20 protein-coding genes are annotated in these 25707 nt (G+C 39.6%); 17 read left to right on the top strand and 3 right to left on the bottom strand.

Annotation, left to right across the window (positions count from 1 at the left end):
• Positions 1–229 precede the first annotated feature (229 nt).
• The 4 genes from metH (at position 230) to PROVRUST_RS16655 (ending at position 6893) form a co-directional block, all read left to right on the top strand.
• A complete protein-coding gene (gene metH, locus PROVRUST_RS16670; protein ID WP_006816073.1) occupies positions 230–3913 on the top strand; it encodes a methionine synthase in 3684 nt (1227 codons plus the stop codon).
• Positions 3914–3964: 51 nt separating this feature from the next.
• On the top strand, positions 3965–4555 hold the full coding sequence (locus tag PROVRUST_RS16665; RefSeq protein WP_006816072.1) for a hypothetical protein: 591 nt from the start codon (positions 3965–3967) through the stop codon (positions 4553–4555).
• A 194-nt stretch (positions 4556–4749) separates the two neighbouring features.
• Positions 4750–6312, top strand: a complete 1563-nt coding sequence (locus tag PROVRUST_RS16660; protein ID WP_006816071.1) for an SEL1-like repeat protein — start codon at positions 4750–4752, stop codon at positions 6310–6312.
• Between the two features lie 347 nt (positions 6313–6659).
• The gene (locus tag PROVRUST_RS16655; RefSeq protein WP_006816070.1) at positions 6660–6893 is read left to right on the top strand and encodes a hypothetical protein; all 234 of its coding nucleotides are present in this window, start codon (positions 6660–6662) and stop codon (positions 6891–6893) included.
• Positions 6894–6981: 88 nt separating this feature from the next.
• Here the strand turns inward: PROVRUST_RS16655 and lysC are convergent, their stop codons facing one another.
• Positions 6982–8349: a lysine-sensitive aspartokinase 3 gene (gene lysC, locus PROVRUST_RS16650; protein ID WP_006816069.1), complete on the bottom strand. Its 1368-nt coding sequence runs from the start codon at positions 8347–8349 to the stop codon at positions 6982–6984.
• 441 nt (positions 8350–8790) lie between these two features.
• Between lysC and pgi the strand changes: the two genes are divergently transcribed.
• From pgi to ubiA, 3 genes are all read left to right on the top strand, one after another.
• A complete protein-coding gene (gene pgi / locus PROVRUST_RS16645; RefSeq protein ID WP_006816068.1) occupies positions 8791–10437 on the top strand; it encodes a glucose-6-phosphate isomerase in 1647 nt (548 codons plus the stop codon).
• 290 nt (positions 10438–10727) lie between these two features.
• Positions 10728–11231: a chorismate lyase gene (ubiC, locus tag PROVRUST_RS16640; RefSeq protein WP_006816067.1), complete on the top strand. Its 504-nt coding sequence runs from the start codon at positions 10728–10730 to the stop codon at positions 11229–11231.
• 73 nt (positions 11232–11304) lie between these two features.
• The gene (gene ubiA / locus PROVRUST_RS16635; protein WP_006816066.1) at positions 11305–12159 is read left to right on the top strand and encodes a 4-hydroxybenzoate octaprenyltransferase; all 855 of its coding nucleotides are present in this window, start codon (positions 11305–11307) and stop codon (positions 12157–12159) included.
• 82 nt (positions 12160–12241) lie between these two features.
• Here the strand turns inward: ubiA and plsB are convergent, their stop codons facing one another.
• Positions 12242–14746 (bottom strand): glycerol-3-phosphate 1-O-acyltransferase PlsB, encoded by a 2505-nt coding sequence (gene plsB, locus PROVRUST_RS16630; RefSeq protein WP_039855773.1) that lies wholly within the window; start codon positions 14744–14746, stop codon positions 12242–12244.
• 125 nt (positions 14747–14871) lie between these two features.
• Between plsB and PROVRUST_RS16625 the strand changes: the two genes are divergently transcribed.
• Positions 14872–15246 carry a diacylglycerol kinase gene (locus PROVRUST_RS16625; RefSeq protein ID WP_006816064.1) on the top strand — a complete coding sequence of 125 codons (375 nt, stop codon included), beginning with the start codon at positions 14872–14874 and terminating at the stop codon, positions 15244–15246.
• Between the two features lie 118 nt (positions 15247–15364).
• Positions 15365–15982, top strand: coding sequence for a transcriptional repressor LexA (lexA, locus tag PROVRUST_RS16620; protein WP_006816063.1), 618 nt, complete (start codon positions 15365–15367; stop codon positions 15980–15982).
• Positions 15983–16099: 117 nt separating this feature from the next.
• Here the strand turns inward: lexA and zur are convergent, their stop codons facing one another.
• Positions 16100–16615: a zinc uptake transcriptional repressor Zur gene (gene zur, locus PROVRUST_RS16615; protein WP_006816062.1), complete on the bottom strand. Its 516-nt coding sequence runs from the start codon at positions 16613–16615 to the stop codon at positions 16100–16102.
• A 1068-nt stretch (positions 16616–17683) separates the two neighbouring features.
• Between zur and PROVRUST_RS16610 the strand changes: the two genes are divergently transcribed.
• From PROVRUST_RS16610 to PROVRUST_RS16575, 8 genes are all read left to right on the top strand, one after another.
• Positions 17684–18241 (top strand): fimbrial protein, encoded by a 558-nt coding sequence (locus PROVRUST_RS16610; RefSeq protein ID WP_039855771.1) that lies wholly within the window; start codon positions 17684–17686, stop codon positions 18239–18241.
• A 72-nt stretch (positions 18242–18313) separates the two neighbouring features.
• Positions 18314–19042, top strand: coding sequence for a fimbrial biogenesis chaperone (locus PROVRUST_RS16605; protein WP_039855769.1), 729 nt, complete (start codon positions 18314–18316; stop codon positions 19040–19042).
• Positions 19017–19595, top strand: coding sequence for a fimbrial protein (locus PROVRUST_RS16600; RefSeq protein WP_006816059.1), 579 nt, complete (start codon positions 19017–19019; stop codon positions 19593–19595). Before PROVRUST_RS16605 ends, PROVRUST_RS16600 begins: the two co-directional genes overlap by 26 nt.
• 15 nt (positions 19596–19610) lie before the next feature.
• Entirely contained in the window at positions 19611–20174 is a 564-nt protein-coding gene (locus PROVRUST_RS16595) for a fimbrial protein (protein WP_006816058.1), read from the top strand.
• 10 nt (positions 20175–20184) lie between these two features.
• On the top strand, positions 20185–20907 hold the full coding sequence (locus PROVRUST_RS16590; protein WP_050767651.1) for a fimbrial biogenesis chaperone: 723 nt from the start codon (positions 20185–20187) through the stop codon (positions 20905–20907).
• Between the two features lie 94 nt (positions 20908–21001).
• Positions 21002–23557, top strand: a complete 2556-nt coding sequence (locus tag PROVRUST_RS16585) for a fimbria/pilus outer membrane usher protein (protein WP_039855768.1) — start codon at positions 21002–21004, stop codon at positions 23555–23557.
• A gap of 52 nt (positions 23558–23609) precedes the next feature.
• Positions 23610–24818, top strand: a complete 1209-nt coding sequence (locus PROVRUST_RS16580) for a hypothetical protein (protein ID WP_006816055.1) — start codon at positions 23610–23612, stop codon at positions 24816–24818.
• Between the two features lie 38 nt (positions 24819–24856).
• A complete protein-coding gene (locus PROVRUST_RS16575; protein ID WP_006816054.1) occupies positions 24857–25633 on the top strand; it encodes a fimbrial biogenesis chaperone in 777 nt (258 codons plus the stop codon).
• The last annotated feature ends 74 nt before the right edge of the window (positions 25634–25707 follow it).

The following is a 25707-nucleotide window of genomic DNA, read 5'->3' as shown; positions in this document are numbered from 1 at the left end:
CGTTTCTATTATGAATGATTTCACTGCAAAATACTCATCGGATCAGTGAAAAGTTAGATCTGCAACAACCTGAAAAAGTCTCATCATAAGCAAACATTTTATGGCAATAAGTTATGGTAGGATGTGATTTATACAAATTTAACTTATTTCTAATTCAATTAATCATCAGGTCGTTGACACTCTAGAGCTTATTGAGTCGAAGGATTTTAACTTTCAGGAGGACAGTGCAGTGTCCAGCAAGAAAAATCAATTAGAACAACAATTAAAAAACCGAATTTTAGTCCTAGACGGCGCAATGGGCACCATGATCCAACGCCATAAACTCACAGAAGAACAATTTCGTGGGGAACGTTTTGCCGATTGGCCCAGTGATGTAAAAGGCAACAACGACCTACTCGTCCTTACCCAGCCTGATATTATTCGCGATATTCATCATCAATATTTTGCGGCGGGTGCTGACATTATCGAAACCAACACATTCAACTCCACGACGATAGCGATGGCGGATTACAAAATGGAATCCCTTTCTGCTGAAATCAACGAAGTGGCAGCACGAATTGCCCGAGAATGTGCGGATGAATGGAGCCGTAAAACCCCTGAAAAGCCACGTTATGTTGCGGGTGTTTTAGGTCCAACAAACCGTACTGCATCGATCTCTCCAGATGTTAATGATCCCGCATTTCGAAATGTGACATTTGATCGGCTGGTGGAAGCTTATCGCGAATCTACTCGCGCATTGATCAAGGGCGGTGCCGACTTGATCATGATCGAAACCATTTTTGACACACTGAATGCCAAAGCGGCGATCTTTGCGGTAGAAACGGAATTTGAAGCGTTAGGGACTCATTTGCCTGTGATGATCTCAGGGACGATCACTGATGCCTCCGGCAGGACATTATCGGGGCAAACCACGGAAGCATTTTATAATTCATTGCGTCACTCTCAGCCGCTATCTTTTGGCTTGAACTGTGCTTTAGGTCCCGATGAATTACGCCAATATATTGCCGAGCTATCGAGAATATCGGATTGCTATGTGAGTGCTCATCCTAACGCAGGGCTACCAAATGCCTTCGGGGAATATGATCTTGATGCACAAAACATGGCACAGCAAATTCGTGAATGGGCGGAAGCGGGTTTCTTAAATATTGTTGGCGGCTGCTGTGGGACAACGCCTCTTCATATTCAAAAAATGGCGGAAGCCGTTGAGGGTATCAAACCTCGTCCATTGCCTGAATTACCCGTGGAATGTCGTCTTTCCGGTTTAGAACCACTGAATATTGGTGCTCAGTCTTTGTTTGTTAACGTAGGCGAACGCACAAACGTCACTGGCTCGGCTAAATTTAAGCGCTTAATTAAAGAAGAAAACTACCAAGAAGCGTTAGATATTGCGCGCCAGCAAGTGGAAAGTGGGGCGCAAATTATCGACATCAACATGGATGAGGGGATGTTAGATTCCCATGCCGCCATGGTGCGTTTCCTTAATTTGATCGCCGGTGAACCCGATATTGCCCGTGTGCCGATTATGATCGACTCCTCGAAATGGAGCGTGATTGAAGATGGACTGAAATGTATTCAAGGTAAGGGGATCGTAAACTCAATCTCTATGAAAGAAGGTGTGGATACCTTTATTGAGCATGCCAAATTAGTCCGTAAATACGGTGCCGCAATGGTAGTCATGGCATTTGATGAGGTTGGTCAGGCAGATACCCGAGAACGTAAAATCGAAATTTGCCGTCGGGCTTACCAAATCCTCACTGAAACGGTCGGTTTTCCGCCAGAAGATATTATTTTCGATCCAAATATTTTTGCTGTCGCAACCGGAATTGAAGAACATAATAATTATGCTGTTGATTTTATTGAGGTGTGTAAAGACATCAAACAGCAGCTTCCTCATGCGCTGATTTCTGGTGGTGTCTCTAATGTATCTTTCTCATTTCGCGGAAATGATCCCGTGCGCGAAGCGATCCATGCGGTATTTTTATACTATGCGATCCGTAATGGGATGGACATGGGAATTGTGAATGCGGGACAGTTAGCGATTTATGATGATCTTCCCGCAGAGTTAAAAGATGCGGTAGAGGATGTGATCCTTAATCGTCGAGAGGATGGCACCGAACGCCTGTTAGACCTTGCGGAAAAATACCGTGGAACGGGCGGGCAAGAGCAGCAAGTCCAACAAGCGGAATGGCGCAGTTGGGAAGTAGAGAAACGCTTAGAATATTCTTTGGTTAAAGGGATCACCGAATTTATTATTCAGGATACTGAAGAAACCCGTCAACGTGCCGCGAGTCCAATTGAAGTCATTGAAGGCCCGTTAATGAATGGAATGAATGTGGTGGGCGATCTGTTTAGTGACGGGAAAATGTTTTTACCGCAAGTAGTGAAATCTGCGCGAGTCATGAAACAGGCGGTTGCTTACCTAGAGCCTTATATTCAAGAGCTAAAACAGTCGGGAAGTAGTGCTGGAAAAGTGTTGCTTGCCACGGTTAAAGGCGATGTTCACGATATCGGCAAAAATATTGTCGGTGTGGTTCTGCAGTGTAATAACTATGAAATCATTGATTTAGGCGTGATGGTGCCTTGCGAAACAATCTTAAAAACAGCCCGTGAAAGAAATGTGGATATCATTGGATTATCAGGATTAATTACTCCATCTCTTGATGAAATGGTGCATGTGGCGAAAGAGATGGAAAGGCAAGGATTTACGCTGCCACTATTAATTGGTGGCGCGACAACCTCAAAAGCGCATACCGCGGTAAAAATTGAGCAAAACTATTCTGGCCCGACGACATACGTACAAAACGCCTCGCGCACCGTCGGTGTTGTTGCCGCTTTACTGTCGGATACCCAAAAAGAGGAATTTGTGGCGCGTACCCGCCGTGAATATGAAACCGTGCGCCAGCAATATGCACGTAAAAAACCAAGAACGCCACCCGTTGAGTTAGAAGTCGCTCGAGCAAATGGTGTAAAAATCGATTGGGAAAACTATCAACCACCTACGCCGAAGTTTTTAGGTGTGCAGGAAGTCACGGCTTCTATTAAGACGTTGCGTGAGTATATCGATTGGACACCATTCTTTATGACGTGGTCGCTGGCAGGTAAGTACCCACGTATTTTACAAGATGAGGTAGTTGGTGAAGAGGCGCGCAGAGTCTTGGCAGATGCGAATGCCATGTTGGATGAACTCGATCGCCAGAAATTGCTTACGCCGAGAGGTATTTTTGGTATTTTCCCTGCGAACCGAGTGCAAGACGATATAGAGATCTATGCATCATCTGCCCGTGATTCAGTGAAAGCAGTTTCCTTGAATTTACGCCAACAAACCTTAAAAACTGATTTTCCAAACTATTGTTTATCGGATTTTGTTGCACCAAAAGAGAGCGGAAAAGCGGACTATATTGGCGCATTCGCGGTTACGGGAGGGTTAGAAGAAGATGCGTTGGCTGAACAATATGAAAATGCTCATGATGATTACAACAAAATCATGCTCAAAGCGCTGGCGGATCGTTTAGCCGAGGCCTTTGCGGAATATCTTCATCAGCAAGTGCGTATCCACTATTGGGGTTATGCGGAAGAAGAAAGCTTAAGTAATGAAGAGTTGATCCGTGAAAATTATCAAGGGATCCGTCCTGCTCCAGGTTATGCGGCTTGCCCAGAACATACTGAAAAGGAAAAAATCTGGCAACTACTGAACGTTGAAGAGAACATTGGTATGCAGCTCACCAGTTCTTACGCAATGTGGCCGGGGGCATCCGTATCAGGCTGGTATTTTAGCCATCCTGATAGTAAATATTTTGCAGTTGCTCAGGTACAAAAAGATCAAATCGAAGATTATGCGAAGCGTAAGGGTATGAGTGTCACGGAATTAGAACGTTGGTTAGCGCCTAACTTAGGATATGATCCAGAGGATTGATTTTTAAATCATTCGCCTCCATCTTATAGGTAGTATATTTATTGGGAGCAAATGATGAGCTATGAATTTATAATTGAAGGAAAACTGCCGTCATCGGTAGTTTATCCTTACCAGATCCAAAATAACGCTGCGCCAGATACCTTTATGATGAGTGAAAACGCAGTGAGCGCCATGATGAGTATTTTACAAATCATGGATAAATTGGATACTGATGATTCATTGACGGAACATTGTTTTAATCGGATTTGGTTGAAAAGCGAACTTACCCCTGCTCGAGCAGAAGAAGTTTATCTTTTCTTAGAAAATCAGGAAAGCGTCGAGCCGGTGCCTTCGGAAGAAGAAATTGCTGCTTTTCATCAAGCTCAGCAGGATGAAGACAAGTTATTGTCCCAAGAAAGTCCTAAAGACGGAATGGTTCCTGTCCATAAATTTGCTACAAATGATGGTTGGTTAGTGACAGCAAAAGAGTGTGCATTAATTGCTGAAGTATTTTCTGCGGAGTTGGTGAGTGAAAACCATTTTGTGGTTTCTCAAATATCGACCCTGTGTAAAATGAGCCATCAAAAATTAGAATTATTATTAATTGAATGGGGTAAATTTAATTTATTTGCCAGCAAGCATGGCGGATATAGAGTTAATTAAATATCTCGTTCAGATAATTCAATTATTAATCTTTGGGTGATCAGTTCATTTTATGACCAATGATGATGATCACCCAAATTATTTTCTTAAAATAACCCTTCAATTGATTATTTTCTGCTTATAGTCCTTATGATTTTTGTATGGTAATGATATCTTATATAGCTCTGGTCAATGCCAAGCTGTGAGTAAATGTCATGAAATTGCCTTCTCTATTATTCGGTATCTGCGCTATTTATATTCCCTATGTTAATGCAGAATCTGTAGAGATAAATATGACGAATGAGAAACTCTCAGCGGCATCGTCATCAATACCTTCCTCATCAACGATCTTACCTGTTGTTTTAGCGCCACAAACGGATGCTGTAGTGGTTGAACCATTACCCAAAGTGACAGAGCAAATAGATCAAAGCCATCTTCCTGTTGATTTTCAAAATAGAATTAAAGAAGCGAATAATGGAAAAGTCGACGCGATGATCGATGTGGGTGTGGCTTATTTAGATGGTGCAGAGTTTCTAGAGGCCGATGAGAAAAAAGCGTATTACTGGTTCAAGAAAGCCTCTGATTTAAATAGTACAGATGGTGATTATTATATTGGTATGTTAGCTCAGCGTAAAAATGACTATGAGCAAGCTTCAAATTGGTATCGTAAGTGCGCAGAGAAAGGGGATGCTTACTGCCAATATGCCATGGGATACCTGTACGAACGCGGTCTTGGTGTACCAAAAGATTATAAGCAGGCGCGGGCGTGGTATTTTGAAGCCGCAGAACAAGATCAAGAATATGCTCAGTTTGCTATCGGTTTATTTTATCACGATGGCTTAGGGGGCGATGTTGACTATGCTAAAGCCTATACGTGGTATGAGCGTAGCGCTCAAAATGGAGTCGCTTCCGCGGTCAATAACCTTGCCGTGATGTATGAAAATGGCGAGGGTATGGAAAAAGACGATGAGTCTGCCATTTATTTGTATCGCGAAGCAGCGAATATGGGGTCGTCAATAGCTCAAAAAAACATGGGAGACTTTTACCAAAAAGGTCATCCATTAATAGAAAAAAATAGCTATCAAGCGGTCTACTGGTATAAGCGAGCGGCGAATCAAGGAGAGCTTGGGGCTCAATATGCATTAGGGCAAGCTTATGAAAAAGGTGATGGCGTCGGGCAAGATTTGGCTGAAGCTTTCGCATGGTATCAGTTGGCAGCAGATAATGAATCTGCAGAGGCGGCAATGAGAGTTGCTGAGTTTTATGAAAAAGGCTTAGGCGGTGTCAAGCAAGACATGGCTAAAGCTATCCAATGGTATATGGAGTTGGCAGAATCAGACATTACTGCCGCTCAATTAAAAATGGCAGATTTATACCTTTCTGGTCAGTTAAAAAATGTGGATATTCAGCAGATTGTTAAATGGCTACAAATGACTGAAAAGGACAACATGGAGGCAAAAAATCAGTTAGCGATTTTTTACCTCACAGGAAATGGGGTTGCTCAAGATAGTCAAAAAGCGCGTGAACTTCTTGAAACCGCCGCATTTAAAGAAAATAGTGATGCACAGAATAACCTTGGGGTGATGTATGCCAGAGGGGAAGGTGGCACTAAAAATATTTTCCGGGCGATTATGTGGTTTGAGCGAGCGGATGCGTTGGGAAATATCACGGCCAAAAATAATCTCAAATTATTGCAAGAAGAGAGCGCCACTAAAGGAAGTATGTTGCAGTACACAGAAAGTGTGAAAAATTCCGTATCTACTCAATTGGTTCATTAATCAATAACATAATCATCCTAAGCCAGCAGTAATATTAAAATTGCTGGCTTCCAATCCATAAATTCATTATTTGATTTCTTATTAACCGCCTATAAATATCATTTTGATGCCATTTGTAAATATCTTTCTTTGATATTTTCTGAGGCGTTTTTTAGAATAAATCCGTAATAACCTTTGATGAAATAAGACTATCCATAAATTATGGCTTAAGGATATACGTTAAATTTATTTTCATAATGAAGTATAGTTTTATAAACTAGAAAGTCGTTGAACATTTATTGTAATTGTCTCCATTAGATTAATGTCATTAAAGTAGTCGTTACTGAGTATGAAAAATGAGGTGTTACATGAGCACTTATTGTTTTTTTACTAAATCCGATGAAGTTGTGGCTTTAGATGTTAGAAATACCGAGAGGGTCTCAGCGCTTCTCCAAGCGGGTTATCAACGTCAGTTTGAAGAGCTAGAAGCTAATTCGGAAGAGCTTGCGGTAAAGCGCTTTGCAAGTATTCGTAGCGGAGAAGAGCAGAGTGTCAGCGAGTCAGTGTTTCATGGGCTAATTACGTCGTTTTTAAGCCGATAGGTAGTTTATCTTCAGGAATAGCATCCCTTGCGGTTACATGTTTAACGGGCAATGACGCCATTGCCCGTATCCATCCTAAATCATCGTCTTATTCAAATAAATTACTGTGTAAAGTACGCACAATCTCTTCTGCATCGTCACCGGGGACTAATAAACAGATATTGTGGCTGCTGGCTCCATAACTGATCATGCGAATATTAAATGACTCTAAGACGCCAAAGATTTGTTTGCCTAACCCATTAACTTGAGATAGCTGGTTACCAATAATCGCGACTAGAGCGAGATTTTCTTCAACCTCCACACGGCACAGAGCAGACAATTCCGTCATTAATGCATTGGTCAGTAAGCTGCCATTGGTGCCCGTCGACCCTGTAGTATCTAAGGTTAGCGCCACACTGACTTCTGATGTCGTAATCAAATCTACTGAAATATTGTGGCGCAATAAGATAGTGAAAATCTCGGCTAAGAAACCACGGGCATGGAGCATTTTCAGACTATGCAATGTCAGTAATGTTTGTTTGCGGCGCAGTGCCAACGCTCTAAATTGTGGTGGGTTGACGGTTTGGTCACAGACGATAGTTCCACCGGCTTCAGGTGCTTTGCTCGATCCCACAAAAACTGGAATGCCCGCACGTACGGCTGGCAACAAGGTGGCTGGATGCAGAATTTTCGCGCCAAAGGTTGCCATTTCAGCGGCCTCATCAAAGGCGATTTCATCAATACGCTGTGCATTTGGCACGACACGAGGGTCGGTGGAGTAAATCCCTGGAACATCAGTCCAGATATCCACTCGGGATAGATTTAAAACTTCAGCCAATAGTGCAGCGGTGTAGTCACTACCGCCACGACCTAATGTTGTGGTGCGTCCTTTGGCATCACGACCAATAAATCCTTGCGTGATGACAACGGAATCAGGCAAACGAGGCAGTAAGTGTTGCTGGGCTAGCGCTTTAAGCTGTTCGAGATCAGGTTCCGCGCGACCAAACTGTTCATTTGTTCTCATGACTTTACGCACATCAAACCATTGCGAATGGCTATTACGCTGGCGCAGAACTTCGACAAATAGTAGCGTCGACATAATTTCGCCGTGGCTGACCATCTCATCCGTTAATGCATCGGATGTGGCTAAGGATGCGGAATCAGCTAAGTGGGCAATATTTTCCAGTAATCTATCGATCTCTTCGCGGATCACATTTGCGGTTTGCAGATGATCTATAATGTCATATTGGATCTGTTTAACTTTTTGCAGTAGCTCGTTGCGTTTGTCGGTATCGCAACCTTCCGCAAGCTCGATCAATAAGTTAGTCACTCCCGCACTGGCTGAGAGTACGACAACGCGAACATGGTTATTTGCCAGTACGATATCCGCACTTTTGTTCATAGCCTCAAAGTTGGCGACACTAGTTCCACCAAATTTCGCGATAACAAACTGATGACTGTCAGCTACTGTATTCATGATCCCAATCCCTTTAATTAAACCGCCTGCCTTAAATAATTTATGATCCCAATATAATTCATGTGGAACTTGCGGAATAAGTCGCTCATCAACAGCTTGAAATATGTTGGACTTATAGATTTATCCAGTTTGGCACTTATCGTCAATGATGAATCGAGGTAAATCAGTAATTCTAATGATGAGTAATGTTACGGTTCCAACATGAATCGAGGTAAATCAGTAATTCTAATGATGAGTAATAGATTATCGGTTTTTTCAATGTCGATCTTATTCATCTGACTAAATTATTGCAGAATGAATAATTTTGAGGACAGTTGCGGCGAGGTTTGGGAGAATAGGCCTAACAGCAGTAGATAATGAGAACGCAGAAAACCGATAAGCTTCGTTTTCTCGACGAGTTACAATCTATTTTAATTTGAAATCGTTTTGGGAGTGTTATCCATGAAAAGTATCAATCCAAGCCAAACGGCAGCATGGCGGGCGCTAGAACAGCATTTTGCACAAATGAAAGATGTGCATATGCGAGATTTGTTTGCACAAGATACACAGCGCTTTACGAAATTTTCAGCCACATTTGATGACCAAATCTTAGTGGATTTCTCCAAAAACCGCATTACACAAGAAACATTGGACAAACTTTTGGCATTAGCCAAAGAGACAGAACTTGAAGATGCAATCAAAAGTCTGTTCAGTGGTGAAAAAATTAACCGTACTGAAGATCGTGCCGTATTGCATACCGCACTGCGTAACCGTGATAACACACCGATATTTGTCGATGGCAAAGATGTGATGCCGGAAGTGAACGCAGTACTGGAAAAAATGAAGCAATTCAGTACCCGCATCATTAGTGGTGAATGGAAAGGCTATACCGGTAAAGCCATTACAGATGTGGTGAATATTGGGATTGGTGGTTCAGATTTAGGCCCTTTCATGGTGACTGAGGCATTACGCCCTTATAAAAACCATTTAAATATGCATTTTGTTTCTAACGTTGATGGCACACAAATCGCAGAAACGTTGAAAACGCTGAATCCAGAAACAACGCTATTTTTGATCGCTTCAAAAACATTTACTACACAAGAAACCATGACCAATGCGCATTCTGCTCGTGATTGGTTAATGACGTTTGCCAAAGATGAGAAACACATCGCCAAGCACTTTGTTGCGTTATCCACTAACAGTGAGCAAGTGGCGAAATTTGGTATCGATACCAACAATATGTTCGAGTTCTGGGACTGGGTAGGCGGTCGTTATTCTCTGTGGTCTGCAATTGGTTTATCGATTATTTTATCTATTGGTTATGATAATTTCGTTCAGTTACTGAGCGGTGCACATGCGATGGATAAACATTTCAGCCAAACGCCACTGGAAACAAATATCCCAGTATTATTAGCACTGATTGGCATTTGGTATAACAATTTTTTCGGTTCAGAAACTGAAGCGATTCTGCCATACGATCAATATATGCACCGTTTTGCTGCCTATTTCCAACAAGGTAATATGGAATCTAACGGCAAGTACATCGACCGTAATGGCAAGGCGGTGACTTATCAAACCGGACCAATTATCTGGGGCGAACCGGGAACCAATGGACAACATGCATTTTACCAGTTGATCCACCAAGGTACTAAAATGATCCCATGTGATTTTATTGCGCCAGCCGTGACCCATAACCCATTGGGAGATCATCACGACAAACTACTGTCTAATTTCTTTGCTCAGACGGAAGCATTAGCTTTTGGTAAAACCCGTGAAGTTGTGGATGCTGAATTTGCCGCTCAAGGTAAAAGTGCTGAAGAGATGGAATATGTTGCACCTTATAAAGTTTTTGAAGGTAATCGCCCAACCAACTCCATCTTACTGAAAGAGATTTCACCATACTCTTTAGGGGCATTGATTGCGATGTATGAGCATAAAATCTTTACCCAAGGGGCAATCTTAAATATTTTCACTTTTGACCAGTGGGGTGTGGAATTAGGTAAGCAATTAGCGAGCCGAATTTTACCTGAATTGGAAAATAGAGATTCAGTAAATAGTCATGATAGCTCGACGAATGGGCTGATCAATTGCTATAAAAACTGGCGTTAATGTTGGTTTTTTAATCCATTAACAGCCTGTGTTAAGCAGGCTGTTAGGATCCTAATAAAAAAGAGAAAATTCGCTAACTCATTATAAATAAAATAATTTTTACAAATTTTTTACAAATTGTGTTGAATTCACGAATTTTTATATAAATTGTTATCTATCTTTAACCTTGCTCTATGACAACGTGATATTCTATCGCCCAAGAATTAAGATGAACGCGACTGGAAACCTTTTCAACTCAATTGAATTGCAAGCAGTAGGTAACCATAAGTTCTATGGTGGAATCAGATTGAATGCATGAAACAATTTTTACCCATCATCCCATTGATTGGCTAAACGAGGATGATGAGTCAGTTCCTAACAGTGTACTAGATTGGCTGCAAGAGCGTGGTTCAATGACTAAACGGTTCGAGCAGCATTGCCAAAAAGTCACGGTAATTCCCTATTTAGAGCGCTATATCACTCCAGAGATGCTGAGCGCTGATGAAGCCGAGCGTTTACCCGAAAGTCAACGTTACTGGTTGCGAGAAGTCATTATGTATGGGGATAATATTCCGTGGTTGATAGGCAGAACATTGATCCCTGAAGAGACCCTCACCAACGATGATAAAAAGCTGGTGGACATTGGTCGTGTGCCATTAGGGCGTTACCTTTTTAGTCATGATAGTCTTACCCGAGATTATATTGATATTGGCACCAGTGCGGATCGTTGGGTGCGACGTTCTCTGCTGAGATTATCTCAAAAGCCCTTATTATTAACTGAAATATTTTTACCTGAATCACCTGCATATAGATAACTATCTAACATAATCAAATGACATTTATGGGTAAAATAGAAGCGTAAAGGAGCACGAAAACGTGGAGGGAAGTATGGCGCTAAGTAAATGGCATGCATACAGCCGTTTAATGCGTATTGATAGACCCATTGGTTCATTATTATTACTGTGGCCGACGTATTGGGCGCTGTGGATTGCCGCTCAAGGCACACCTAGTTTGCACCTTTTGATCGTCTTTACAGCCGGCGTATTCCTGATGCGCGCTGCGGGATGCGTAATCAATGACTTTGCGGACCGTAATTTTGACGGGTATGTGGAAAGAACCAAGCATCGGCCTTTGCCTAGTGGTGACGTCACAGAAAAAGAAGCAAAAATCCTATTTGCTTGTTTAGTGGGCTTCTCCTTCTTATTAGTCCTGACACTCAATTCGATGACTATTTGGCTATCCGTAGCGGGTTTAGCATTAGCGTGGATTTACCCCTTTGTTAAACGAGTCAGTAACTTACCGCAAGTTGTGTTGGGTGCTGCTTTTGGGTGGTCGATTCCAATGGGGTTTTCGGCAGTAAGTGAGTCCTTACCTCTTGTTTGCTGGTTACTGTTTTTGGTTAATATTATTTGGTCAGTGATTTATGATACCCAATATGCGATGGTTGATCGTAATGATGACTTAAAAATTGGCATCAAATCGACCGCGATTTTATTTGGAAATTACGACAAGCTGATCATTGGTTTACTGCAAGTTGTGATGGTTGGATTACTGGTGGTGATTGGGTTTCTTGCAAATTTAGGTATGGTTTATTATGCCGCACTGGTACTAACGTCAGCCTTGTTTGTGTATCAACAGCAATTGATGGTTAATCGCGAACGTGCACCCTGTTTCAAAGCATTTATGAACAATAACTATGTGGGTTTTATTCTGTTTATTGGCATGGTGATTAGCTATTTATAATCACTAAAATAGATGCGATAAAAAAGGGGTAATGCTTAGGCATTACCCCTTTTTGTTACGGTTAGAGAATCAACTCAATCAGTTAATCCTGCTTATCGTCTGACTCGCTAGAGGTATCTTTGAGTGTGTCTTTTGAACTTACCTTTGGTGCTGAAAGTTCCTCGGTTTGGCTCACACTTTCAATAGTTAAGCGAATCTCTGGTGACATTAAGCGAGCAAGCACGGCATACAGTTTTTTCGCATTTGTCGCAAAAATATCCGTCTCATCATTATCGATATAACCTTCTTCTTTCAGGGTATCGACCAGTGTTGAGAAGACCGCTTTATCAAAGAACTCAGGGGCATTAATACCATGCAGAACAGATAGACGCTGGGCAAGCATGCGACTCTCTTTTTCTAAAGTATTACGGCTGACTTCTGGGCTAGCATTGAGTAATGACAGCGTAATTGCATAGCGCTGTAAGGTTTCGCGTACGCCAGCAGCCAATAATTGCAGTGGGCGGATACGGTGTGGGTTTAATGCCACACGATCGCCATCTTTCAAGCTGATCAGTTTTTGGCTATTTAACTCGTCAATTAAGGTGTCCACGGTGCTGACCAGAGCATCATTGTCATAACGCATAAATAGCTCAGCTTTCAGGAATGGGTAAATCAGCCCAACCTGCTGGTGGATTTCTTGGCGACTAATTTGCTCATGATGCAGAACAATACTGGAAATCAGTGATGGAAGAACCAGTAAGTGGTGGATATTATTGCGATAGTAAGTCATCAAGACGGCATTTTCGCGAGGCAGAATAATAATATCCCCCATGCTGTCTTTTTCGACTTCGAATTTATCCATTTGCAGTGCATGTTCGAGAAGCTCTTCCGCCGTTTTATTTGGCGTCGTTGCATCTGCGGTATAAGGCACATTGCGCAGTAATTGCAGGTAGCAATCCACTTGTTCAATCAGCTGTTCACGAGTAAGTGAGCGCTGACGTGATGCCAATAATGCTGTCGCACATAAGTTGATTGCGTTAGCTGCGGCAGCATTATTGATATTGACCATAATGTTATCTGCTAAGCTACTCACGGTTGGGTTTAACCAACTTGGACGCTGAGGCTCAATAGGATCGATAGATTCACGCCAATTAGGTACGCGATTATTTAAGTATTGCGGTAATGAAATAGGTTGCCCAAAATTCACATAACCTTGACCTAAATTACGAAGTTTACGCAAACCACGGATCATCGAGATAAAGCCTTCTTTCTCTTTTTCCGCACCGCGTAATTCTTTGGCGTAAGTACCCACTTCCATAACATGTTCATAGCCAATATAGACAGGCACGATGGTAATTGGGCGAGAATCCCCGCGTAGCATGGCTTGCAAGGTCATCGATAAAGTACCGGTTTTCGGTTGCAGTAAGCGACCTGTGCGGGAGCGCCCACCTTCGACAAAGTATTCAATGGAATAGCCGCGAGCAAATAGCTCACTGAGATACTCACGAAAAATAGTCGAGTAAAGCTTATTACCTTTGAAAGTTCGGCGAATAAAGAATGCACCAAGGCGGCGGAATATCGGACCTGCTGGCCAGAAATTGAGGTTGATCCCCGCTGCGATATGTGGAGGAACTAGCCCTTGGTGATACAGAACATACGAGAGCAACAGATAGTCCATATGACTACGGTGAGATGGCACATACACAATTTCATGACCATCTTGAGCCAATTGGCGAACGCGCTCTGCATGCTGAACATTGATGCCTTGATACAGGCGATTCCAAGTCCAGCTAAGTACGCGGTCACTCAGACGAACAGCTTCGTAAGAAAAGTTGGCAGCAATTTCTTCCATCATCGCCACGGCATTTTGCTGGGCTTTTTGTAATGGAATTTTTTTGCTGCGGGCTTCATCTTCAACGGCTTTTTCAATCGCTTTTGAAGCGAGAAGCTTATTGAAGAGCTCATAGCGAACAGGTAGTTTAGGACCAACAGCAGCCAGACGCTGGCGAGAATAGTGGATACGAGCAACTCGAGCGAGTTTATTCGCAATAATCGTATCTGTACCATGCTCTTGCGCCATTTTCCCCAATGAGATACTGGGTGAAAAACGGACGAAGCTATCACGACCTAACCATAGGATAGCAAAGAATTTTTGAACACCATTTAGGAGTTTCAGTGGTGCGGGCTTATGACCTTCACGACCCGGTGAACGACCGAACATGACGGAGGCCGGTAGCATCTGGATATCAAGATTTGGGTTATTCTTATGTAAATCTAGATACGCATGGAATACTTTCACTGACTCTTTACGTGGATCTGGTGAATAGTAGCGAAAAACTCTCGGACCATCATCAATAAAGACGTAAGCTGGAAGTTTTGTTCCATTAATGTCGTTATCGACCAGCGGATCAGGAAGACCGATGGCTAAACATTGGTGTCGTAATGTTAGCAAGTCAGACTTTGAATGGTATGGCAATACGTAGAGAGTTGGCTTGTTAGTATCAAGCTGCAGCTCTGCGATTGGGTCTGACGGAATTAGTTTACTTTTTACCAATAATTTTAGTGGTAAATTCAACATGTTGTAATATATTTTACGCCATAGTGACATAAATGATTATAGCCTCTTGTTAAAAATGCTGCGTGATCATACCAGAAAGCAGCGTTCAGATCTGTTATCGATAATTCACTTTGACCGCAAAAGTTGATTATTGTTTAGAAATTTAAGGAAAAAATATGGCAAGTGAAACCAAGGGATTTACACGCGTTATTAAAGCAGCTGGATACTCTCTTAAGGGTTTAAAAGCTGCATGGGTCAATGAAGCCGCGTTTAGACAGGAAGCAGTTGCTGCTATCATAGCGATAATTATAGCTTTTTATTTGGATGTTAGCCAAATAGAGCGGATTTTATTGATTGGCTCGGTGGTGCTTGTTGCTATTATCGAGCTAATTAATAGCGCTATTGAAGCGGTAGTTGACCGGGTGGGGACTGAATATCATGAACTCTCTGGGCGGGCAAAAGATATTGGTTCAGCAGCGGTTTTTGTGACTATAGGTTTAGCACTGTTTATTTGGGCAACCATTTTATGGTCACGTTATTTTGCCGTTTAATGATGAAAACACAGAAATATCAGTAAAAAATGCGGATATTGAGTGATTTAACGGTTCCCAATCCCTATTTACCTGTATATACTCACAGTCTGACTGTATAAACAAACAGGGGAATGGAATGAAAGCACTGACGGCTCGACAACAGCAGGTTTACAATCTGGTGCGTGACCACATTTCGCAGACAGGTATGCCACCGACTCGCGCTGAAATAGCAGCAAGCCTTGGTTTTCGTTCGCCTAATGCGGCAGAAGAACATTTAAAGGCCTTAGCGCGTAAAGGGGTTATCGAAATTGTCTCTGGTGCTTCCAGAGGAATTCGTCTGCTTTTAGAAGAATCTAATGATGATATTGGGTTACCTCTCATTGGCCGAGTTGCTGCCGGTGAACCATTACTCGCTGAAGAACATATCGAAAGCCATTATCACGTTGACCCAGAATTATTTAAACCACATGCGGATTTTTTACTGCGCGTGAATGGCATGTCAATGAAAGATATTGGAATTATGGACGGTGATTTATTAGCAGTACACAAAACTCAGAATGTCCATAATGGACAGGTTGTTGTTGCTCGTATTGAAGATGAAGTTACCGTAAAACGCTTTAAGCAGCAGGGTAATCGCGTTGAGCTGATTGCAGAAAATCCTGAGTTTGCACCTATTGTTGTTGATTTACGTCAGCAGAATTTTACCATTGAAGGTTTGGCTGTTGGGGTTATTCGCAACGGTGATTGGTATTGATGTTGAATGATTGAGTCTGGAAGCAGACTCAATAGTTTTTAAATTTCTCTTCTTCTATATAGCTTCCTTTATATAGAAAGACATTACTCCTATTTTTTCTCACTTATCTCTTCTTTATTACTTCTTTTTTAAATTTATCGGTATCTGATGGTCGTGACCACAATGTGCGTGATCTTGGCAAATTGCAGTTTCATAGCAATTTTTGCATAGGCCATGATTTTCAACAACGGTATGCCTTAGATGAAAATGATGCTTTTCCGCTAAATCCATAATCGCTTCTTCAATTGCCACGCCGTCACTTTCCGTTACATTCCCACAGTTATCGCAAATTAGCATTACAGAAGTATGGCTTGGATTATCAACGTGATGACAGACGATGTAGCTGTTGGTTGATTCAATTTTGTGGATAAAGCCTTGTTCCATCAGAAATTCAAGACCACGATAAACGGTAGGTGGCTTTGCTTGCGGTTCTATTTCACGTAATAAATCCAGTAGGTCATACGCACTGATAGCTCGAGACTGCTGAGCAATTAAACGTAATACCGTTTCTCTTTGTGGGGTCAAACGAACGCCTTTGGACTCACAAATACGTTTGGCTGTTGCAAGTAACATATCTGCACTCATTTTTTTCATTAACTTGACTCCATCTAATCTCAAGAATATGTCCAATGTTTATTAGTTTATCATAATTTTTTACTGATAGAGGGGAATGCATAGGATGAAACTAGATTTAAGGTGGTTATGTAAAAGCTAAGTTATTTTTTGTCGTCACTAAAAATCTAAAATAAACTTTAATGTAAGTATGGGTATCAGTATAAATACTCAAATAATGGAAAATTTAATTTAAGTTCCATTATTTTGAGATAGGTAAGTTAACAATATGAACACATATAATCCTTTATTCTAACAGGCTTTAACTCAAATTTTAATTAAGACTTATCTTAATTAGACTAATCCAATGTAGATTATAATATTTTCAATTTCCCGTTTATAGAATTAAATTCTGGATAATGACTTTAATTATGTTTTTAATGTCATCAGTAGAGTAAAATACATAATTATATATTTTTTGAATTTAATCGATAACTGTCATTTTTAAAGAAATTATGTAAGTGGTCGGATGTGAATTTATATAAATAATTTAAAAAAACAAATGTAAAGATATGATTAGATTCGTAATGTGAAATTAAAATCTATTGAATTTCGATTTTCATTTATTATCGACTGATTGATTGGCTGTATGTGCGTATTTTTGACAATATATATTGCCTGAGTAGAATTAACCGCAGAAAGTAACAGAAAGTAACAAGCGATATAAAAATTTAATGCAACGCTCAGTTTATTATTTAAAGTCAGTTTGAATTAAAGAATTAAATTAAGTTATTAAATAGTTCGTGATGCTTTCCAATGCTTTAATCTTTGTCCATTTAACTATTTCTATATTGGTGTTGGTCTCTAATGTGTAGGTATAGAAATAGTTTCTTTTTTAAAGTCAGTAATGGAAAACGGGCGACTTTAAAAAAGAGGATTAAAAGGATCTTTAATGCTCTCTAATGTTGGTTTGAGAAAGCCAACAAAAAATCCACCAAGCTTCAATGCATGAATTTAGGGACAACGATATAAGGATATTTTGGAACTTGGTACTTAATAAAAAAATTGTGTCTTTCACTACTACATGACATGAATACAGAGGTATTTAATATGTTATTCAATAAAAAATTAGCAACAATCGCAGTATTAGCAAGTTCAATGATCGCTGGTTCTGCATTTGCAGCTGATGAGCCAAGCAAACAAGGTACAACAGTAACTTTTAAAGCACAATTACGTGCAGCATCTTGTGATGTTAAATCATCTGCAGCTGGTTCTGTTGTTGATTGGGGTGTTTTCACTGCGGACCAAACTACGGGTAAAAACCCTAAAGATCAGTTAGGTGTTACTAAAAACTTTGATTTAGTTCTTTCTAACTGCTCTAAAGCAGCAGCGAAAGATGCTGCCATCTTCGTTCGTGCAGACGGTGATGCTTCTACTCGTTATAGCGAATTCTTCGCAAACGCAGCAGCAAATGCATTAGCAGTACAATTAACTTCTGGTGCAACTCCAATTTTGCCAAACACAGATAACGAACTGAAACTGGCTAACGATATTGCTGCTAACGGTACAGCTGCGATTCCAGTTGCTGCTAAATTAGTTCTGACTCAAATCGGTGTTCAAACTGATACTTTAAACGTACCAGTAACTTTCACTGTATCTTATAACTAATTAGTTTAGTTTTTATTGTGAAGAGGCTTTTTTAAAAGCCTCTTATTTAATCTTAGATATATGGATAAGATAATGAAAACAAAAGATGTAAAAAAGATCTCAGCAACAAAGATTTTAGGTGTTAGTTTAACTCTATTGTTTTCATTAACGACTCTTCCTGCTTATTCTAATGGTGTAGGGCTGAATGCGACTCGCATAGTTTATATACAGGATGAAAATAGTGCATCAATTGGTGCAAGAAATAAAACAGATATAAATTATTTAGCTAAATTTTCTGTAAGTCAAAAAGCTGATGGCACTGGTCCAGCCCCATTTACGGTTACGCCACCGTTAATCAAGATTGATGCTGGGAAATCTCAAGATATTCGAGTTTTTGCGCAGCAAAATTCATTACCAAGAGATAGAGAATCTGTTTTCTATTTTAGCGGCATTATGATTCCAGCAACAAATGGACCGGCAGATCGTACAGCATTAAATATTGGTTATAATAACGTAATAAAATTATTTTATAGACCAAGTCATTTAAAAGTTTCACCTCAGGAAGCTTATAGCCAGCTAATTATTAAATCAACATCAACCGGTGTCGTTGTTGAAAATAATTCACCTTACTATATCTCACTAAATGAATTAAAAATAAATGGTGTGAAGGTCGAATTAAGTTTGAAAAAGAATAATACAATGGTTTCTCCATTTAATTCATTTAGTTATATAGTTCCTGCTAATGGACGTAAAGGTATAGCCACTTGGACGGTGATAAATGATTTGGGAGGCGAAGATGTTTATAGCGGGCAAGTTAACTAAACAATTAATGTGTAAAATTTATATTTTATTCTTTATATCCGTCAGTTATTTTGGTGTAATCCAAAATTCACAAGCTGCTGAAATGCAAGTAATTGGTAATGTTATTAAAGGAACTTGCGTTGTTTCAGTCGATAAAATGGAAGTACAGTTTAAACCTATTTTTATTCCTAATGTAAAAGAAGATATTAACGATAAAACATTTTTGAAGCCATTCTCATTGAGATATACCTGTTCTGAGTTTGATTTATCGACAGGAAGTGCTCCTTATTTAATGAAGGTTGCAGCAAGTACGGGAACTTCAGTAGATCCTAGTAATAAAATTTATCCGACAACTAATAATACAAAAGCTGCTTTTGTTTTAAGAAAATGTGATAGCAGCAAAGCAAATTGTAATATTGTAGACATTAATGGTGGTGGCGTTATTCCTTTTCAAGTTACGGCAAATGCTAGCTTAGAAAGCCATTTTGAAGTCAGTGTTGTTCAATTAGGAACAAGTCGACCAACGCCTGGAGAGTTAGTTGCTGCGGTTGATATTACATTGCTTCAACCATAATAAAAGGAATGAGTTATGAAAGCGTTACATTTATTAATCGGTGGAAGCTTATTTTTATTCAGTAGTATATTTAATAGTACTCAAGCTAGGGATGATGGTTTGCACGACTTTACATTTAACCTTACTGTTCCTAAGAATACTTGTGATATTAATATTGAAGGAACTTCAGCTAATAAAGTGGATTTTGGTAATATTCCAATTAGTAAATTTAAGAGTGACGTTCCAACAGGGAATTTGAAATTACCATTCAAAGTGACTATTCAAAATTGTAAAACTAAAAATCATGATGGTGCATATATTTCCCTTACGGGTAATTATAAAGCAGAGCAAAATGGATTTTTAGATGATGCTGGTAAAACATTTGCCATCAGAATATCGAATAAAAATAATGCAACTCAAGGTGATGCTGATTTTGTTACTGAGCAAAATAATAAATTATTTCCAAAAATAGAAGAAACAGCGTTATCAAAAACTTTTTATGCTTATGTTATGTGCAAAACTGGAACAACGGAATGTGCAGATGATGTCAACGTAGGCGGCTTTAAAGCAACATTAACATTGACTTATGTTTCTGATTAAGAGAAATAATATGTTACTTCGATTATTTATAATATTGATTACATATTCAATGACATTTATTGCACATGCGGATGGTGTGTCTTTGAATCAAAGCCGTATCATATATTCACAGAAAGATAAAAGTCAGGTTATGCAAGTTCATAACGATACTGCATCACCAATTTTAGTTCAAACCTCTATTTTAGATGATGTTGATGGTAAAATTGTTGATAATTTTATTTTAACCCCCCCGCTTTTTAGAGTTGATGCAAGAAGTGAGTTTGCAGCAAGAGTTTTACCCAATAACATTGCAAATTTGCCAAAAGATAGAGAGTCAATTTTTTATTTAAAAGCCAGAGCTATTCCTGCAATAAAAAAAGAAGAAGAGAAAGATAAGCCTAGCTTAGTATTTGTAACTGCATTTGTAATTAAATTAATTTATCGGCCGGAAATAATTAGTGAACCTAATCTAAATGATTATAAAAAAATCAATTTAGTTAAAAAGAATAACAAATGGCAGTTTGAAAATACAACTCCATATTATATGACGTTGGTGGGATTAACTATCGATGGGGAAATGAACCAAGAATCATTGTTATTAAAGCCATTTAGCCACTATGAAATTGGCAAAAATATTAATAATCCATCGACGGTTAGTTGGTATTTTTTAAATGACTTTGGTACCACAACAGAAAAGCAAGTAATAAAAAAAGAAACTGAAATAGTGAAGGACTCGAAGATTAAGGATAAATAGGGTCATAGCTAATACTTAGGTACATATATAACAGTTAATTTTTAATTAGTCTGTTGATGTGAAACCAATATAAAGATGAATAAAGGCTATAGAAATGGACAACAAATTATTTAAAATCAGCTTATTATCTTCATTGATATGTCTATCTCTATATTCTTATGGCGATGACTATTTTGATCCGAGCATGTTAGAGAGTCAACTAGGGGTAGATGCTAGCCAGTTAGACCTTTCTCAATTTAGTCGCTCGAATAGTATTCCAGCAGGGGAATACCATGTTGAACTTGAAGTGAATAGAAATAACTTAGGCGATAATCTACTTACATTCGCACCTAATAAGCAAGGGGATATTGTTCTTGTTGTTACTCCTGCGTTACTTGCTGAGTGGGGGGTGAATGTTAAAGCTATTTCAAGTTTAAATGCGCTAGATCCAAATACTAAAATTTTTAATCTTGATGAATATATTAAAGATGCATCTGTTACCACGGATATGTCTAAGTTAATCGTGCGTGTTGAAATTCCACAAATTGCAATGCTAACAAAAGCTCAGGGATACATCAGTCCCGAATTGTTGGATGATGGCGTTTCAGCTCTGTTTTTTAACTATTTTGTGAGTGGTAACAAAAATCGCTACGATTCCAATTATTCAGGCTCAAATACAACAGATAATATTTTTGCAACTGTGGCGAGTGGATTAAATATAGGGGCCTGGCGACTACGTTCGAATATGTCTTATTCTCGTAGCAGTGGTGACTACGGTTCACAATCTTCGACAGAATTTAATAACACTTATGTGATGCGAGCAATACACTCTATTCGTTCAACATTGATGATGGGTGAAATTACCACAGGTAGTGACGTTTTTGACAGCATTCCATTTAAAGGGGTTAAGTTAGCCTCTAATGAGGAAATGCTACCAAGTAGTGAGCGTGGCTTTGCGCCTGAAATTAATGGAATCGCGTCATCGAATGCACGCGTTACCATCAGACAAAATGGTTATATTGTTTATCAAACCTATGTTTCTCCCGGCGCATTTAAACTTAAAGATGTTTATGCAACAGGAAACGCGGGTGACCTTGATGTAACAGTAACTGAAGAAAATGGTACTGAAAAAACGTTTACAGTGGCTTATTCCTCTTTACCTGTCATGGTTCGTCCTGGTGGTTATAGATATGAAACCAGTGTAGGGCGTTATAATGGCGGCTATACGGTTAGTTCAAAAGAATCTGATTTCTTTTTAGGTTCATTTATTTATGGTTTACCAACAAATACTACGCTATACGGCGGCTTATTGATGGCGAAAGATTACGCCTCAGCTGCAGCAGGTTTAGGTATTTCTCTTGGTACTTTTGGTGCACTCTCTGCGGATATTACTCATGCTACAGCTGCTATGGGTGGAGACCTTGGGGATAAATCCGGTCAATCTTACCGGATTCGTTATTCAAAAAGTATGACCACAACAGGGACATCTGTTGACTTAACCGCTCTGCGTTATTCTAGTCGTACTTACTTTAGTTTTGCGGATTTTAATAACTATGATCGCCGTTTAAAAGATGATGTGGCGCCATGGCTGAATCAACGTCAGCGTGCAAGCTTTACGACTTCAATCAGCCAATCACTAGGTAAATACGGTAGTTTATTCTTATCTGGAAGCATTTCTGATTACTGGGAAATTGACCGTGAAGTACGTCAGATTGCATTTGGTTATAACGGAAGTTTAAATCAGATAAATTACTCGATTCGTTACAGTATCGACAGAATGAAAGGTGAGTCTTCCTGGCCTGAAAACCGCCAAATTTCGATTAACGTGAACATACCATTTAGTATTTTCTCTAACCATGAATTGGCTAGAAATATGAGTAGTAGCTATATATTTACTCAGGATAATGAACATAGAATGACAAATCAGCTCTCAGTTAATGGTAGCTTCTTAGACAATAAACTGGGGTATGGTATTTCTCAAGGTTATGAGAATAAAGGTGTAGGGAATAATGGGTCACTTAATGCGAGTTACTCCGGTTCAAAAGGCGATATCTCCGCAGGCTATAATTACAGTAAGGACAGTAATAGTGTTAATGCGAGTATGAGTGGTGGGATGTTAATTCATTCTGGCGGAGTATTGCTAGGTAAGCCAATGGGGAGCAGTTTGGCAATTATCGAAGCTGATGGTGCTACGGGTGCTGAGGTGGGAAGTAAAGATACCGTCATTAATAACTCAGGTTATGCACTTTATCCTTATACGTCCCCATATAATGCAAACATTATTAATATGGATGTGAATACGTTACCTCATGATGTGATCTTAAAGGAAACCAGTAAAACAGTTTATCCATCAGCAGGTTCGATCGTGAAAGTGAAGTTTAATACTAAGCTGGGTTTACAGGCCATCATTAACCTACAAACGCCGTCAGGTAAACCTGTGCCATTCGGTGCTGTGGCATCTTTGAATGGATCTGATGCAACAGAAGAGAATACTGGAATTGTCGGTGATAATAATCAAGTGTTCATGAGTGGATTACCGGCAAATGGTAAATTAAATATTAGCTGGGGTAGCAATGATAGCCAGCAATGTACCGCAACTTTCTCTGGTTTAGATGCTATGCAAGTTAGCCCATCACAGCCAGTTCGTACAATTTCGGCAGTTTGCCAGTAGATTTATAATAGCGAAATCTGTGTTTAATATAAAAAACATGTAAGGGTGTAATATGGCAGGTAATGATTCTAAAATCTATTGTAAACTCAGTATGTTTGCGCTTCTGACGGGGTTGTTTTCAGGCCAAGCCCATGCAGTGATGAATATTGTTTTAGAAGGGTTGCTGGACTTAGATACACCGGTAGCTTCTACTGAGCCCTATTTAGTTGAAGCGCGTTTGACAGGCACGACATCTTTAAGTACTTCTGGAACCTATGGAAACGGAGGGTTCTGGAGTTCAGAATGGGCACTTGTTGGTTTATCTGATGGTGATAGCTATTGCAAATCAGCAAATTCAGGATTTGTGGTCACAATACCCGGCACAAGTAAAAAAGGTTTTGCATTAGATTTTTTCCTTCCTGATGGAAGTAAACCTGCAGGATCACAAGCTTGGATTATTCCGACTATTAACTACAATGTAAGCATACTTGGAAGTGATGCTGATTTTAAAAAACAATGGCGTGGATTAGAGCGAAATTATACCGGAACTTTTTTTAGGCCAGCTACCGGACTCATTGATACTTTTAGTCGTGCTGATATCTGTATGTATCCTCCCAATGCATATCAGGAAGGGTATGACACCATGAGAAAATTTATTACGTTTAATACAAGTTCTCGATTTGAACTGTATACTAATTTTCAATTAGTACCCGGGCGCTTCCGATTACAAAAAAGAGTAAGTGTGATAACTCAAGGACCTCGTGTAAGCCCCAATGGTGCGAATTCTTCTGAGCGTATTGAATTTATCACCAATATTCGAGTGGTACGTATTTGTAAAATCAAAAATGTTACCCAATCAACATTTGATATCGTGATGGGGCGAAGCAATCAAGAAACGCGAGAATCTCGCTTTCAATACACCTGTACCGCAGATAATAAACCTATTTATATTACCGCAATTTCTCGTGAGGGGCGTGTAGATACCAGTAACCCAAGAAAATTGTGGTTTAATAAAGTTGATGGAACGGAAATTAATAATGCTAAAGCGCCTTGGTTATTAGCGCTGCCGTACAAAGATGGGGATGATTCAACTCTGTTATGTAGCAATGATACAAATACTAAGCTATTGAAATTTAATAATGAAGACCAAGAAATTGGTAAAAACTCAGTAGCAAATCAACAGGAAAGCCTGAATATTAAATGGGCTATTTGTGCCAATAATAATGTTGATCCTGGTAAATACCGAGCGCGTGTCGAAGTGGCGGTTTATACAAAAATTTAATCTATCCTCAGCATTTAATAAATTATAAAGGTTTATCAATGAAAAAATGGGCCAGCATTCTGATAACGGGTTTAACGCTATCATTATTATTCGGTGTAATGCCATCGTTTGCATCTGATTTCGAGAGTGCTAGCTCAGATACCATTGTTTTTCCCTATGAGCGTAAAACCTTTATTGAAGGGGAGAAAAGTGTTTCCTTTCGTTTGCGCAATGCAACCACTAAAACACCATATTTAATGCAAGCAAGTGTTGAAAAGTTAGATGAAGACACAGGGGTAAATACACTGGAAAGTACCGATAATTTTCCGTTTATGATTACTCCTCCTTTATATAAGTTAGAGCCCGGTCAGCGTTATGATTGGCGTGTAATGTTTGTGGGTGATACAGCTAAAATGCCAAGTGACCGTGAAACGGTCTATATTGCAAAATTTAGAGCGATTCCACCTTCAATACCTAATACAGAAGAAAAAAAAGACAGTGCTGAGTTTGATGCCATTCAAGCTTTACACTTTAAAGTGTATTACCGCCCTAAGAACTTAGAAAGTTTAACGTTCGAAGAGGCACAAAAAAAATTAAGTTTTAGGCGTGAAGGCAATGAGTTAATTGTTATGAATAATTCTCCGATTTATCTTTCATTTGATAGTGTGAATGTCGGAGGGAAAGAAATAAACAGTAATGAGTTATTCAAACCACTAAAACCATTGAGTGAGCAACGCTTTAAATTACCAAGTGATATCAATGGTAATCAAGTGAAATGGGCTATTTTGGATGACTTGGTATTACCGATGGAAGAACAAGTGAGTACATTGCAATAAATTTATTTTTTATCAAATAATGAAATATTGGCTTAAGGGAAAAATAAAATCTTCGAGCCAATAAAACTTATTGC

Source organism: Providencia rustigianii DSM 4541 (genome assembly GCF_000156395.1).
In the GTDB taxonomy this organism is placed as follows: Bacteria; Pseudomonadota; Gammaproteobacteria; order Enterobacterales; family Enterobacteriaceae; genus Providencia; species Providencia rustigianii.
This window is presented reverse-complemented; position numbering and strand designations above follow the sequence as displayed.

Coding starts and splice junctions, on each gene's coding strand:
- PROVRUST_RS16665 (WP_006816072.1), top strand. CDS start 3,965: ATGATGAGCTATGAATTTATAATTGAAGGAAAACTGCCGTCATCGGTA.
- PROVRUST_RS16660 (WP_006816071.1), top strand. CDS start 4,750: ATGAAATTGCCTTCTCTATTATTCGGTATCTGCGCTATTTATATTCCC.
- PROVRUST_RS16655 (WP_006816070.1), top strand. CDS start 6,660: ATGAGCACTTATTGTTTTTTTACTAAATCCGATGAAGTTGTGGCTTTA.
- lysC (WP_006816069.1), bottom strand. CDS start 8,349: ATGAATACAGTAGCTGACAGTCATCAGTTTGTTATCGCGAAATTTGGT.
- pgi (WP_006816068.1), top strand. CDS start 8,791: ATGAAAAGTATCAATCCAAGCCAAACGGCAGCATGGCGGGCGCTAGAA.
- ubiC (WP_006816067.1), top strand. CDS start 10,728: ATGCATGAAACAATTTTTACCCATCATCCCATTGATTGGCTAAACGAG.
- ubiA (WP_006816066.1), top strand. CDS start 11,305: ATGGCGCTAAGTAAATGGCATGCATACAGCCGTTTAATGCGTATTGAT.
- plsB (WP_039855773.1), bottom strand. CDS start 14,746: ATGTCACTATGGCGTAAAATATATTACAACATGTTGAATTTACCACTA.
- PROVRUST_RS16625 (WP_006816064.1), top strand. CDS start 14,872: ATGGCAAGTGAAACCAAGGGATTTACACGCGTTATTAAAGCAGCTGGA.
- lexA (WP_006816063.1), top strand. CDS start 15,365: ATGAAAGCACTGACGGCTCGACAACAGCAGGTTTACAATCTGGTGCGT.
- zur (WP_006816062.1), bottom strand. CDS start 16,615: ATGAAAAAAATGAGTGCAGATATGTTACTTGCAACAGCCAAACGTATT.
- PROVRUST_RS16610 (WP_039855771.1), top strand. CDS start 17,684: ATGTTATTCAATAAAAAATTAGCAACAATCGCAGTATTAGCAAGTTCA.
- PROVRUST_RS16605 (WP_039855769.1), top strand. CDS start 18,314: ATGAAAACAAAAGATGTAAAAAAGATCTCAGCAACAAAGATTTTAGGT.
- PROVRUST_RS16600 (WP_006816059.1), top strand. CDS start 19,017: ATGTTTATAGCGGGCAAGTTAACTAAACAATTAATGTGTAAAATTTAT.
- PROVRUST_RS16595 (WP_006816058.1), top strand. CDS start 19,611: ATGAAAGCGTTACATTTATTAATCGGTGGAAGCTTATTTTTATTCAGT.
- PROVRUST_RS16590 (WP_050767651.1), top strand. CDS start 20,185: ATGTTACTTCGATTATTTATAATATTGATTACATATTCAATGACATTT.
- PROVRUST_RS16585 (WP_039855768.1), top strand. CDS start 21,002: ATGGACAACAAATTATTTAAAATCAGCTTATTATCTTCATTGATATGT.
- PROVRUST_RS16580 (WP_006816055.1), top strand. CDS start 23,610: ATGGCAGGTAATGATTCTAAAATCTATTGTAAACTCAGTATGTTTGCG.
- PROVRUST_RS16575 (WP_006816054.1), top strand. CDS start 24,857: ATGAAAAAATGGGCCAGCATTCTGATAACGGGTTTAACGCTATCATTA.